Annotated in this window: 10 protein-coding genes and 1 riboswitch; of the genes, 1 reads left to right on the top strand and 9 read right to left on the bottom strand. The window is 38.3% G+C overall.

What is annotated here, in order from left to right; all coding sequences use genetic code 11:
• Window positions 1-30: 30 nt before the first annotated feature.
• The 7 genes from HNQ85_RS14760 to HNQ85_RS14730 form a co-directional block, all read right to left on the bottom strand.
• Complete coding sequence (locus HNQ85_RS14760; protein WP_181538492.1) at window positions 31-1,131, bottom strand: GGDEF domain-containing protein; 1,101 nt, start codon at window positions 1,129-1,131, stop codon at window positions 31-33.
• 371 nt (window positions 1,132-1,502) lie between these two features.
• Window positions 1,503-2,159: a TetR/AcrR family transcriptional regulator gene (locus tag HNQ85_RS14755; RefSeq protein ID WP_181538491.1), complete on the bottom strand. Its 657-nt coding sequence runs from the start codon at window positions 2,157-2,159 to the stop codon at window positions 1,503-1,505.
• Between the two features lie 13 nt (window positions 2,160-2,172).
• A complete protein-coding gene (locus tag HNQ85_RS14750) occupies window positions 2,173-3,201 on the bottom strand; it encodes an ABC transporter permease (protein WP_181538490.1) in 1,029 nt (342 codons plus the stop codon).
• Window positions 3,198-3,926 (bottom strand): ABC transporter ATP-binding protein, encoded by a 729-nt coding sequence (locus HNQ85_RS14745; protein ID WP_181538489.1) that lies wholly within the window; start codon window positions 3,924-3,926, stop codon window positions 3,198-3,200. Before HNQ85_RS14745 ends, HNQ85_RS14750 begins: the two co-directional genes overlap by 4 nt.
• A 358-nt stretch (window positions 3,927-4,284) precedes the next feature.
• Window positions 4,285-4,752: an NUDIX domain-containing protein gene (locus tag HNQ85_RS14740; protein WP_181538545.1), complete on the bottom strand. Its 468-nt coding sequence runs from the start codon at window positions 4,750-4,752 to the stop codon at window positions 4,285-4,287.
• Window positions 4,753-4,843: 91 nt separating this feature from the next.
• Window positions 4,844-7,891, bottom strand: a complete 3,048-nt coding sequence (locus tag HNQ85_RS14735) for an efflux RND transporter permease subunit (RefSeq protein ID WP_181538488.1) — start codon at window positions 7,889-7,891, stop codon at window positions 4,844-4,846.
• 411 nt (window positions 7,892-8,302) lie between these two features.
• Complete coding sequence (locus HNQ85_RS14730; protein ID WP_409994145.1) at window positions 8,303-9,961, bottom strand: M3 family oligoendopeptidase; 1,659 nt, start codon at window positions 9,959-9,961, stop codon at window positions 8,303-8,305.
• 210 nt (window positions 9,962-10,171) lie between these two features.
• Window positions 10,172-10,354: riboswitch (Lysine riboswitch) on the top strand.
• 96 nt (window positions 10,355-10,450) lie between these two features.
• Between HNQ85_RS14730 and HNQ85_RS14725 the strand changes: the two genes are divergently transcribed.
• The gene (locus tag HNQ85_RS14725; protein ID WP_181538486.1) at window positions 10,451-11,875 is read left to right on the top strand and encodes an amino acid permease; all 1,425 of its coding nucleotides are present in this window, start codon (window positions 10,451-10,453) and stop codon (window positions 11,873-11,875) included.
• Between the two features lie 76 nt (window positions 11,876-11,951).
• On the opposite strand, the gene HNQ85_RS14720 is transcribed toward HNQ85_RS14725, so the two are convergent.
• Both HNQ85_RS14720 and HNQ85_RS14715 read right to left on the bottom strand, forming a co-directional pair.
• The gene (locus HNQ85_RS14720; RefSeq protein ID WP_181538485.1) at window positions 11,952-12,515 is read right to left on the bottom strand and encodes a phosphate propanoyltransferase; all 564 of its coding nucleotides are present in this window, start codon (window positions 12,513-12,515) and stop codon (window positions 11,952-11,954) included.
• 87 nt (window positions 12,516-12,602) lie between these two features.
• Window positions 12,603-13,043, bottom strand: coding sequence for a MarR family winged helix-turn-helix transcriptional regulator (locus tag HNQ85_RS14715; protein WP_181538484.1), 441 nt, complete (start codon window positions 13,041-13,043; stop codon window positions 12,603-12,605).
• Window positions 13,044-13,103 lie beyond the last annotated feature (60 nt).

Below are 13,103 nucleotides of genomic sequence, written 5' to 3'. Positions count from 1 at the left end.
AATCTCTTTTTGAGAGATTGGGTTATTTTTTTAAATCGTGATTTTAGTTTGTATATTATAATTTTCTATTCGTTTAGTAACTGGATTTACAAAAATAGATTGATCATCAAATACTGCACGGTTTCTACCCTGATTTTTTGCTTTATATAGCAAACTGTCGGCCCGCTCCAACCATTCATGTTCCCTTTCACCCGTCTGCCATCTTGCAACACCGAAGCTCATTGTCACTTTTAGAGTGTTATCCCTAAATGTTTGTCCCGCTAATTCTTTGTAAATTTTTTCAATTACTCGTTTAATACACGGATGATTTGCATTAGGAAACAAAAACGCAAATTCTTCACCGCCATAACGAAAAGCTCTGCCTTTTTCTTTTCGTACACACTCGGCAAGAATTTTGCCAATTTCTTTTAATACAAGGTCTCCCATTACATGCCCGTATTGATCATTAATTAATTTAAAATGATCGACATCCGCCATGACAAGTATACAAGATTTTGTTTCACGTACAATACGCCGAAGCGATTCATGAAAACAACGACGATTGTATAATCCTGTTAAATAATCGATTCTTACCTGTTTTCTTGCTGTGGCTTTTTCATAGAAATGTTTTCTCTCGCGCGCAACAATAAGACCTCCGAATAAACCGACAATCGCTGTCAATCCGATGTGTAAGAAAAAATAAAAAAGCATACTCTCAGAAGCAGGCTGTCCCTTTAACAAAAAAATAATAATAAACCCAGCAATAACACTGCCAGTGGATATGATAGCACCTTTTATATTCCAATAAAACGCAGCATGCATAATTACCAAATATGTCATTGGCGCTAGCGGACTGTTCACTCCTCCTGTGACAATAAGCAACCACATCGCCACAAGAAAGTCAAAGCAAACTCCTATTTGAAGGATTTGTTTCGCTGTATGACTTCCTTCTGTTATCATTTTCCATAAGCTATATTGTGTGATTAATATGTAACACAGACTGATTATAAATAAAGCGGAAACCGAGTCTCTCTCCAAATGAAAAAATGCTTGAACTGGTTCAATACAAAATAAAACGACACATATCCCCAATAGAAACCACCTTACGAAAGAGAAAGCCCACTCCATTTTATAACCCTTTAATTTATTCATACCATTCATTTCCTCTTCATTTTTCTGTATTATAAGAATATTACAACACAATATAATACCACAATTTGTTATTTTTTACTATATTTAAAATATTCAGTTATCTAAAATATGTATTCGACTATTGCGTCAAATGTTTGACTCCAAGCACCACTTTCATAGTATTTTTGAACACAATTCCGAAAGAAGTCTCCTAATTCCAGCAAAGTTAAGTGGTAAGTAGTTCACAAGCCTGATAGACAAAAAACGAGACTGACCCAAAAGCAAAGTGTCAGACCCGACAACCACAACAATACATAACATTAGATGAGAACACCATTATATATGGTTTCGAGTGAGGTCAGACACTTTTGGATCAGCCCCGTCTTATCCTTTTATTTTCTTGTTAATCCATGCATAAGAAATTGAATGGTCCGTTCCATTTCAGATTCGTCATCCCATTCTTGGTCCGGCAAGATGATAAATCGAGTAAGTAAAAATCCGGCAATTGTGGTGACCGTCATGCGAATGACAGTTGTTGGCGGAAGCTCAACAATTTCACCTTTTGTTTGAAAATATTCAATAATTCTTTTAAATTTCTCATATACGTTCTCGATAAATACAGCTTGAAATTGTTCCTTAATATCAGAGTGAAACGCCAGTTCCTGCCAAAAGATGCGAATAAGCGGCAAATGCTTTTTTACAAATTCGTAACGATTTTTCATGAGCGCTCGAATAAAATCTTCATAGCTTTTGTATTGATTTTCAAACACTTCCTTAACAAATTCCTTTGCTAAAAACGGAGCAACGACTTTTGTTACAGTCGGAGTGACGATGGCTAACAGCAAATCTTTTTTTGTTTTATAGTGGCGGAAAATCGTTCCTTCGGCAACACCTGCCCGTTTGGCAATTTCACTCGTTGAGGTTGCTGCATATCCTTTTTCGGCAAACATTTCAATCGCCGCTTCTAAAATTTTCGCTTGTTTATCGCTCAGTTTTACTTCTTCATCATTTACTTTCAATAGCTCTTTTAGCCATTGTTGATCATTCATTTGTTTTTACTCCTTACAATCTTCGATATTTCTTTAATGCTATCACATTTAATACCATAAATAACAGAGAAAAGCCAAGTAAAGCATACACATCTAACGCGATTTCTTCCCAGCCGTTACCGCGAATCATAATCTCCCTCAGTGCGTCCGCCCCATATGTTAGCGGCATAATGACACTTAATGAGCGGAGCCATTCTGTCATTGTTTCTAAGTTAAATAGCCCTGAGAAGAAAATTTGCGGAACAACGACTAACGGAATAAATTGAAACATTTGGAGTTCATTGTTTGCAAATGCGGACAATAACGTTCCTAATGTTAAAGCTGTCATTGCTAGTAAGAAAGTAATGAACAGCACATATAAAAATGATCCCTCCATCATCATGTCAAGAATGTCAATGGCAAACCAAGATATTAAACTCGCTTGAAATGTCGTAAAAATACCGAACCCGATTACATAACCAATAACGATTTCCCAACGTCTTAACGGTGTTGCTAATAATCGCTCTAGTGTTCCACCTGTTCGTTCACGAAGAAAGGATACTCCCGCAATTAGAAAAACGAAAAAGAAAACAAAAAATCCGATTAACACAGGACCAAAGTTATCGAATAGCGCCATATCTTCCGAACCATGTAAATAAATCGTTTTTAAATCCAGTGATTGCGTTTGCGGCGCTAACGCTTGAAACGCATTTTGTACAGAAACAAGAACCGCTTTATTGACCGATGGGTCGCTACCTTCCAATGTAATTTTCGGCGCTTGATCATTCATTTCAATAAAGGCGTCGATTTTCTGTTTTTCTAATTGATTGTTTGCCGTTTCCTTGGTCATTTCTTTAATTACAGCATCATTTTTTTCTAACTTTTCAACGATGACATCCGGTACATCTTTGGCAACTCCAATCGTCGGTTTATATTCTTCTCCATTAAATACTAAGTTCATTAAAAATAAGACAAACATTGGAGCAAAAATCATTAACCCTAGCGTTCGTTTATCACGGAAAAACTGGCGAATAATTCGCACGACGATGGCACGAACTCTCATTTCCTTGCACCTCCGAAATATAAAAATGCTTCTTCAATCGTTTGTGAATTTGTCCTTTTCTTCAACTCTTCCGGGCTTCCTACAGCAATCAGGCGACCATCGCGAATCATCGCCAATCTCTGACATTTCTCTGCTTCATCCATCACATGAGTTGTAACAACAATCGTTGTTCCTTTTTGCCTAATTCGTTCAAGTTCTTCCCAAATGGATTGTCGAAGCACCGGATCAATCCCTACAGTCGGCTCATCCAAAATTAATACTTCTGGTTCGTGCAGCAAACAAGCGGCAAGTGATAAGCGCCGTTTCATTCCTCCAGAATAATTGTTTACCGTCTTTTTCATATGTTCTGATAAATTCACAAGCTCCATCACTTCCTCAATCCGTTGCTTTTGCTTTTTTCCTTTTAGGCCGTAAATCGCTGCAAAAAATTGCAAGTTCTCTAGAGCCGTCAGCTCTCCATATAACGCATCAGACTGTGCCATAAAGCCAATGCGCTTCATAACTTGTAAATTGGGCATTTTTGTATTTAGCACATGAATGGTTCCGCTTGTTGCTTCAGCAATTCCGGCAATCATTTTCACTAATGTTGTTTTCCCTGCTCCTGAAGGACCAAGCATACCGAAAATTTCCCCTTTTTTAACATCCATAGTAATGTCTTCAATCACGATCTTTTTCCCAAATCGTTTCGATACATGTTCAACACGTATACATACCGTTTCCGACATATGGTTTCCTCCATTTCTTAATGAGTGATTACTCACTTTCATTATATAATGATACAACCCCATTTGTTAAGTGAGTAATCACTCATTATCGATGAAAAATTTTTTAGGAATAAATCCTTTTCATTTATTCCTCTACCAAATATCCTCAATGTTCTTCCAACCATCACGCAGTGCTTTAAGTGCTTTGTTACCAAGGTCTCCCCTTAAACAACACCTGTATTTTTAAAGTCCCTCATAAAATAAATCATAAGCAATCACTGAAATCAAAGAGAGTATTTCACCCATTTATACTCGAACGTTCAATCATCTTAAAAAATATAACATTCTTCATTTTCATACGTGCGCAATCTTTCCCTTGCTAATAAGTCAGTGTATGTTCCTCAATCAATTCCAATGTTTTTCGGTTTTTGGCGTACTCAATAATATGTTGTTTAATGTTTGGATATAAGATAATTTCATGTAACTTACTAAGAGGAATCCATTTAACCCCTGTCTGATTAAGATCACGAGTTTCTGGAAGCTTGGGGACGGAGTGTTCCTTTCGTTTGCAATCAAATATAATGCTGATTTGATGAATAGTTGTATCGGATGATTTACTTAACAAATGAGGAGCCATCTCGTGAACAAAAGCGATTGGTCCAACCTCGACTTCAATTGCTGCTTCTTCCCACGCCTCCCGTTTGACTGCTTCAATTAACGACTCTCCCTTTTCTACTCCTCCTGCAGGAAGATTGTAGTGAACCCCGTTTTCATCTTCAAATTCAACAAGAAGCACTGCGTCATTTTCAATAATTAAAGCACAAGCTCGGACACGAATATGATACATAAAATCATTCTCCCTTCTTTCGTAAAGGATATATTTACTATATTCAACAAATAAGGAAGAAACTTCCCAACCAGCTTCTTCCTTCTCTACTTTAATAATTTGCCGCGCGTTCAAGTCCAAGTTCACTTTTCTTTTTCTTAGCCGAATGGAGCAAACTGTAAAGTACGGGTACGATAATTAACGTTAAAAACGTTGATGTTGTTAGTCCGCCGATAACGACCACTGCCAATGATTGTGATACTAATCCCGCATGGCTGGAAAATGCCATTGGAATTAACGCTCCTACTGTCGCAATCGCTGTCATTAAAATCGGACGAAGACGAACAACACCTGCTTCCAGCAATGCTTGATGTTTTTCCATACCGCGTTTTTCGTTTTGTTTTACACGGTCAATTAAGACAATCGCATTTGTCACAACAATTCCGTTAAGCATCAGCAAGCCAATCATCGCCGGCATACCGATTGGTTCGCGAACGGTCCATAATCCTGCCAATGCTCCGATAACAGAGAACGGAATGGCAAATAAAATAACGAAAGGAGCTCTTCCTTCGCCGAAAGCAATAACCATCACCAAATATACGAGCAAAATACTAACAGCAATCGCAATCGACATATTGCGGAAGCCTTCTTCCATCGCGGCTGACGCCCCTTCTTTATACCAGGAAACACCGCTTGGAAGGTCTAATTTGTTCAATGCTTCATCTGCTTTTTTACTGATTTCTCCTGTATTTGATTCAGTAATGGTCGCTTGTACTAATACATACTCTTTACCGTTCAAATGGTTGATAGCCACGCGGTTTTTGACTCGTTCAAGTGTTCCTACTTCTTTTAAAGCTACTGGTTGACCAAGCATGTTCGTTACTGTTTGCTCACCAAGCGCTTCAAGAGAATCAACATCATCAAGTTTTACATTAACAAGAAGTTCTGTCGTTGTATCATCAATCATCATTTTTGTCACAACATCTCCGGCAATATAGCTGCGCAAACTTTGTGCCACTGTTGCTGGAAGAAGATGATGCTCTGCTAGTTTTTCATCGTCCAGATTAATTTTAATTTCCGGTTTTTCCCCTTCAAGCGATGTTTTTATGTCAGCAAGTCCGTCAATGTTCTTAAGTGCATCAGCCATCTGTTCGCTTGCTTCTTCAATTTTTTTCATGTTCGGTCCATTTACGATAAATTGAAGCTGGGACGAGGCACCACCCGTCATATCTCCAACCCCATTCATCGTAATCTCTTTTGCCCCTTTCACATCTGTCAACTCTTCGCGAATTTCCTTAATGAGAGAATCTACATCCTCGATCGATTCTTTTATGATGAAAGAAACTCTTGCACTTCCCTCTCCAACAGATGTGGAAATTTGTTCAATATCTTCCTTCTCTATTAATATTCTTTCGACTTTTGCTGCTATTTCATTTGTGCGTTCAGCACTTGCTCCTTGTTCCATTGTTACATGGATATGGTAAGAACGGGACGTTTCCTGAGGTAAAAATGTCGTACCAAGCTTTGGAGCAATCAATATAACACTGCTCACTAAAAGAGCAAAGGCAATAGCAAGTGTCAACCAGCGATGGGAAAGCGCCCAGTTCAACGATTTTCGATACAAGTGCTGCAAGCTGCTTTCACGATGTTCTTCTGGTTCAAGTTTTAATAAGAAAATTCTTGCGAATAATGGAACAACGGTAATGGCTACTAATAGTGAAAACAATAATGAGATAACAATTGTCCATGCAAGCGGCGCAAAGAATCGACCAACAATTCCTGGAACAAATGCCATTGGTAAAAATACCGCAACCGTTGTAATCGTAGAAGAGGTAATCGCTGAAGCAACTTCTCTTGTTGATTGCTCCACTAGCTCGTCATTCCGTTCTTTCGCTGCGCGGATGCGGCGGAAAATATTTTCGATAACGACAATAGAATCGTCAACAACACGTCCGACAGCGACCGCAATTCCCGAAAGTGTCATAATATTTAACGTATAACCTAAGAAGAAATGAAGAACTAAAAACGATGTAAAGATCGAAAGTGGAATGGAGATAATCGCAATAATCGTAGAACGAACATTTCTTAAAAATAATAGGGTTACGACTACTGCCATTACCGCACCCAAAATAGCTTCCCGCAGCATAGCGTAGACTGACTCTTTAATGGTAGTGGACTGATCCAACAATGTTTCAATCTTATATCCTTTTGGCAGTTCTAAATCTTCAAGCTTTTCCTTTGCTTCTTTTACAATCGCAACCGTATTGGCACCACTTTCCGGAACTAACCCGAATGTTACTGCTTCTTTACCGTTAATTCGTGTATAGCTCTTTTCTTCGCTATCAAAAGCGACTTCTGCTATATCTCCTAATTGAACCGATGTTACTGGCATTTCACCAGGCTTTGTTGGCATCTTCGGTTTCGGCAGTAAAATGCGGATATTTTTTACGCTATCGAGCGAGGTTAGTTCTTTATTAACACGCACTGGCAAAATTTCATCGTTCACCGTCAAATCACCAGTCGGAATTGACAGATTGTTAGCCATAATCATCTGTTTCACATGGTCAACGGTTAATCCATATTCTTTTAATTGTTCCGGCTTCAGGCGAACATACACTTTTTGATCTTCTAATCCCGATGTTTCTACTTTATCAACTCCGTCAATTCCTTCTAGTGTCGGAACGATTTCATTTTTCACAAACGTCTGTAGCTCTCGGTCTTCGCCAGTTCCATAGATACCTGCTGAGTAGATGACTGGGTTATCGGGAGTTTGCCGGAAAAACTCCGGTTTCTCTGCTCCCTCCGGCAATTTTATTTTGTCAACTGCTTGACGCATTAACTCTTCTCCCTTATCCATATCAACACTCATCTTATATTCGGCAGTAAGCGAAACACCCCAAGGCGTTCCGTCAGTATACACATTTTCCACACCATCAATATTCATTACTTCTTTTTCCAAAGGCTCCCCGATATCTTTCATTGCCTGCTCAGGCGATGCACCGGGATAAGGGATAAAAACGGTCAAATATGGAATATCGACGTTCGGATACTTTTCGATATTCATATTCATTACCGAATAAATCCCGCCGCCAATTAGCATGATAATTATTAGACATAAAGCAACCGTATTTCTCATACTAAAGCGGATAATCGACCTCATAAACTCTCCTCCTGTTATGGCAACTTTATTGATTCATTCTACACATTCTTCAATTTATTGCGTTTTTCCCGCTTTAAAACAAAAAATAAAAAATTCAACAACATATTTACATTTTTTTGCAGTTTCCCCCTATCCCCCTCAATCGGATACTTTCTGTCTAGTCAATTACCGATCGAAAATTGGATTCTTAAGCATTGAACGATATTGAAATACGGTCATCGCGTCAAATAGTTTCATCATTTTTATTCATCGTGTTCAACTGTCACAATTGTTATTATCCTTTATCCCTTTCATGGTAATGCTTCGAACAACAGTTATTCATAAATCAAGCTTTTCAAGTTTATAAATTAGATATTTTTCTCTCTCTAAACGAACAAAAGCCTGACATCAACAAAGATGTCAAGCTTTTGTTTATAGTTGTTTATCATCAATGCTATTCAGCCAGCTTTCGATTTCTCCAATCACGGATTGAACGCATCCTTCCTCAAATGGTGAAATTAAGTTAGCTGTTTTGACAAGTTCTGTGAACGATTTGCTTCCGCCTTGCTGACAAAGCGTTAAATAATCATTCCAGGCTTGCTCACGATTTTCTCTTGAACGTTTCCAAAATTGGAAAGCGCAAATTTGTGCTAACGTATAATCAATATAGTAAAAGGCTGTTGTATAAATATGACTTTGGCGCTGCCAAAAACCGCCTCTTTCTAAATAATCGTTTCCATCGTAATCCCTTGTCGGCATATATTTTTTCTCTATCTCACGCCATACTCGCTTGCGTTCTGCCGGAGTTACATTTGGATTTTCATAAACAAAATGCTGAAACTCATCGACAGCTACTCCATAAGGTAAAAATAATAATGCTGAACTTAAATGATTAAACTTGTACTTTTCTGTATCTTCTTTAAAGAACAGTTCCATCCACGGCCATGTAAAGAACTCCATGCTCATTGAATGAATTTCGCACGCTTCTAAAGTCGGCCAGTTATACTCCGGAATTTCAAAATGACGGCTTTCATACACTTGGAAAGCGTGACCGGCTTCATGTGTTAAAACATCAATATCGCCAGATGTTCCCGTAAAATTGGAGAAAATAAACGGTGCTTTGTAATTTTCAATGTATGTACAATATCCACCGCTTGCTTTTCCTTTTTTCGCAACAAGGTCCATCAGTTCGTTTTCCGTCATAAAGCGGAAAAACTCATCTGTTTCAGGCGATAGCTCCTTATACATCTTTTTTCCATTTTCAATAATCCACTCCGCGTCTCCTTTTGGAGTTGGGTTTCCTGTTTGAAATGAAAATGCTTCATCATAATATTTCAGCTTATCAACTCCAATGCGTTCGCGTTGGCGTTCATAAAGCTTTATCGCCACAGGAACGATAAATTCTTTTACTTGCTCGCGGAATTTCGCAACCATCTCTGAATTATAATCCGTCCGACCTAAGCGGGCATAACCGAGCTCCACAAAATTTTTAAATCCAAGCTTTTGAGTGATTTTCGTGCGTACTTTTACAAGTTGATCATAAATATCATCGAACTTTTCTTCATGTTCTTTAAAAAAGTTTACTCTAGCCTCACTCGCACGTTTGCGCATTTCACGATCCGGAGACTCTGCAAATGGCTGCAATTGTGCAAGCGTTCTTTCTTCGCCTTCAAAGAAAATTTTCGCTGAAGCTACTAATTTCGTATATTCACTTGTCAGCTTATTTTCTAACTGTAAATCTTCTATAATTTCAGGAGAAAATGTTTTTAATTGAGTTTCTGCCAAAGCAAAGAGTTGTTTTCCCCATTTTTTCTCCAGTTCAGAACGAAAACGAGAGTTTACCAACGCTTTATAATATTCCGTCACTAAACCTTGCATCTCTGGCTCCACTTCATCGAAAAAGTCTTGCTCCTGCTTGTAAAATTCATCATTTGTATCAACAGTATGGCGAATATAACAAATATTTGTCATCGTGTTGAAATCGTTGCGAATTGCATTCATCTCTTTCATCGCTTCATCTTGAATTTCAACGTTTTCTGCCCGTTTAAATTTTTGCAATGCAGCTTGAAACTTTGTTTTTACTTCATCCATATTTGGCCGCTTATATTGATAATCGGTAAATTTCAAACGAATTTCTCCTTTCTTACATTTTTCAACCTTACATTTTATTCAACAAACAATGGTATATTCCTTTTTCATTATAAAACAAAAATATTATTGTATAAAAATACCGTTGACTAAACTTTCATAAACATGTATGATTATGACATCAATTGAATAGTTTTTCTTTCTCGTCAACTTAAATGAGATAGAGGCTGCAATGAATAAGAGTATTTGAAGGAGATGGAGAGAAATCGATGATTTCAAATGAAAGGATTCATTGCCGAAGTTTGTAGCGAACTCTGGCGCTACAAGCTGGGACTGTTTCCGAATAGGGGCAGAACTGCCATCGTTTTTATAAAACGATGGTGAGCTATCGGTCTTAAGTTTGATGCGGTTGTTTAGTACGCCTGTAGAAAACTTAGGGTGTATTTTTTTGTGTAAAAATTTGTGTATAAGCGATGGAAAGGAGATATAACATTGCAGCAAAATAAACTAGGAATTTGGCTTCTAACGGCATTAGTTGTCGGAAACATGGTAGGGTCAGGTATATTTATGCTTCCTCGTACTCTAGCAGAAGCAGCAAGTCCTGCCGGTGTAATTCTAGCATGGCTACTAACAGGAGCAGGGGTGCTTATGACAGCTCTCGTGTTTGGAAGTTTAGCGATTCGCAAGCCGGAGTTAAATGGCGGACCGCAAATTTATGCGAAAGAGCTGTTCCCAAAAGGGTCTAATGCCTCAATATTGTCTGGCTTTATGTCTTCATGGGGATATTGGATCGGAAATTTTGCCGGAAACGTAGCAATCATCACGACATTTACGAGCTATTTGTCCACATTCTTTCCGATTTTAACGAGCAAACAATCATTGTTTATGATTGGCTCTCTAGATTTGAAGCTTGGAAATTTCTTGACATTTATTATCTGTACCCTTTTACTGTGGGGAATGCATTTTATTATTTTACGCGGCATTGAAGGCGCTGGAAAATTAAACTTTATTGCTACAGCCGCGAAAGTACTCGGATTTTTCTTATTTATTGTCATTAGTCTGTTCGCTTTTGAAAAAAGTAATATTGGTCCGTTCGCTGCGCCGCGTTATGACGAAGCAGGACAAACAATCGGACTTTTAAGCCAAGTAAACAACGCAGCTGTTACGACATTGTGGGCCTTTATTGGCATTGAATCGGCAATCGTATTTGCTTCACGCGCTCGAAAACAATCAGATGTAAAACGGGCAACCATTCTTGGACTTTTAATTGCCCTTGCCATTTATATTAGTATCAGCGTACTTGTTATGGGCTTGCTGCCGCAAGAAGAGCTTATTCAATCAGAAAAACCGCTTGTTGATGCGATTGAAACCATTTTAGGCTCAAACGGCGCTTACATTCTTGCTGGTCTTGGTTTAATCAGCTTATTAGGTTCTACATTAGGCTGGGTATTATTAAGTGCTGAAGTTCCTTACCAAGCGGCAAAGCAAGGATTATTTATTCCTGCGTTTTTAAAAGAAAACAAAAAAGGAATGCCAAAGTTTTCATTGATTATTTCCAACGGACTGGCACAAATCTTTATTTTTTCAACGATCTCTAATTCCATGTCAGCAGCATTTGACTTTGTTATTTATATCGCGACATTGGCATATCTCGTTCCTTATTTAATCGCCTCTTTGTTCCAGTTAAAGCTTACGATCACTGGGGAAACATATGAACTTTCCAATAAAGGGCGAGTTGCTGACGGTATCATTGCTGCCTTGGCAACCATTTATTCAATTTGGGTCATCATTGCCGGAACGGCGGATTTAAAAACATTTATGCTTGGAGTTGCCTTGCTTGCGAGCGGAATTTTCTTCTATCCACAATTGAAAAAAAGTGAGCAAAAAACCGTTCAATCAGAAAAAATTTCTGCATAATGAATCAACATTTTCTAACATAACGGAAACGCAGGCTGATCCAAAAAAGTTTACTTTAGGATCAGCCTCTTTGTTTTTATAATAACAGCTCTACGTGATCCCCCGTTTTCAATCCAGCGGCGTTGGCTTCGTCTGTATCAATATGCATATCTAAAGCAAACTTTTCATTCACGCGAACAACCACTTCATCAAAAATTAAGGCGCGCTCTCCAAATGTTTTTACTTTAACAACTTGATTATCTTTTACACCAAATTTCTCGGCATCGCTAGGCGCCATATGAATGTGACGCTTAGCAATAATCACTCCCTTGTCGACGGTGATAGTACCTTTAGGTCCATGAATGATGATTCCTGGTGTACCTTCAATATCTCCCGATAAGCGAACAGGAGCATTTATTCCAAGCTTAAAGCTATCCGTTTTCGAAATTTCCAGTTGCGTCATCGGCCGTGCAGGTCCTAGAATACGGACATTTTCGATTGTACCTTTTGGCCCCTCAACTGTAACCGTTTCATTGGCGGCAAATTGCCCCGGCTGAGACAATCCTTTTAATACTGTAAGCTCAAATTGTGGGCCAAATAATTGAGCCAAGTGTTCCTGTGACAAATGGATATGCCGATTAGAAACTCCTACTGGAATCATTTTAAATGAATAACCTCCTACGTCATTTCTTTTTATTATCTTTCCCTTATTTGCAAAAAAATAAAGCGGCCGCTTTAAGCAGCCGCTTTATTTTTTTGCACTATATCCTAATTTTTTGAGCAATTCGATCAACTGTTCTTTCTCCTGAACCGTAAGTCCTGAGACAATTTCATGAATCGTTTGTTCATGCTCAGGAAATACATTTTCAATAAATTGCTTCCCTTTTTCCGTAATCGAAGCATAAGTAACACGTCTATCTTTTTCGCAAGCTTTTCGGACAATCAGCCCTTTTTGTTCCAGCTTATCGACTACATAGGTAATACTTCCACTAGCAAGCAAAATTTTTTCACCGATTTGCTGCAACGGCTGATCGCCTTTATGATAAAGCAACTCTAAAACGGCAAATTCTGTCGGATTGACACCGAAACTATGAATCGATTTATTTACTTGATCGTTGACCGCCCGATATGCCCGTGATAAAACAATAAACAATTTTAGCGATTGATCTAACTCTTCTCTTCTTGTCATTTGTATCAAACCCTTTAATCTCGAATTCAAAATAATTTTACTGAAAATATAATATTTTGT

This window comes from [Anoxybacillus] calidus (assembly GCF_013760845.1).
GTDB classification, from domain to species: Bacteria; Bacillota; Bacilli; order Bacillales; family Anoxybacillaceae; genus Paranoxybacillus; species Paranoxybacillus calidus.
The sequence above is the reverse complement of the archived record's forward strand: the minus strand, read 5'-3'. Positions and strand labels throughout refer to the sequence as shown.

What these genes read in the sequence shown, in the direction of transcription:
- HNQ85_RS14760 (WP_181538492.1), bottom strand. Translation starts at nt 1,131, where the DNA reads ATGAATAAATTAAAGGGTTATAAAATGGAGTGGGCTTTCTCTTTCGTA.
- HNQ85_RS14755 (WP_181538491.1), bottom strand. Translation starts at nt 2,159, where the DNA reads ATGAATGATCAACAATGGCTAAAAGAGCTATTGAAAGTAAATGATGAA.
- HNQ85_RS14750 (WP_181538490.1), bottom strand. Translation starts at nt 3,201, where the DNA reads ATGAGAGTTCGTGCCATCGTCGTGCGAATTATTCGCCAGTTTTTCCGT.
- HNQ85_RS14745 (WP_181538489.1), bottom strand. Translation starts at nt 3,926, where the DNA reads ATGTCGGAAACGGTATGTATACGTGTTGAACATGTATCGAAACGATTT.
- HNQ85_RS14740 (WP_181538545.1), bottom strand. Translation starts at nt 4,752, where the DNA reads ATGTATCATATTCGTGTCCGAGCTTGTGCTTTAATTATTGAAAATGAC.
- HNQ85_RS14735 (WP_181538488.1), bottom strand. Translation starts at nt 7,891, where the DNA reads ATGAGGTCGATTATCCGCTTTAGTATGAGAAATACGGTTGCTTTATGT.
- HNQ85_RS14730 (WP_409994145.1), bottom strand. Translation starts at nt 9,961, where the DNA reads ATGGATGAAGTAAAAACAAAGTTTCAAGCTGCATTGCAAAAATTTAAA.
- HNQ85_RS14720 (WP_181538485.1), bottom strand. Translation starts at nt 12,515, where the DNA reads ATGATTCCAGTAGGAGTTTCTAATCGGCATATCCATTTGTCACAGGAA.
- HNQ85_RS14715 (WP_181538484.1), bottom strand. Translation starts at nt 13,043, where the DNA reads ATGACAAGAAGAGAAGAGTTAGATCAATCGCTAAAATTGTTTATTGTT.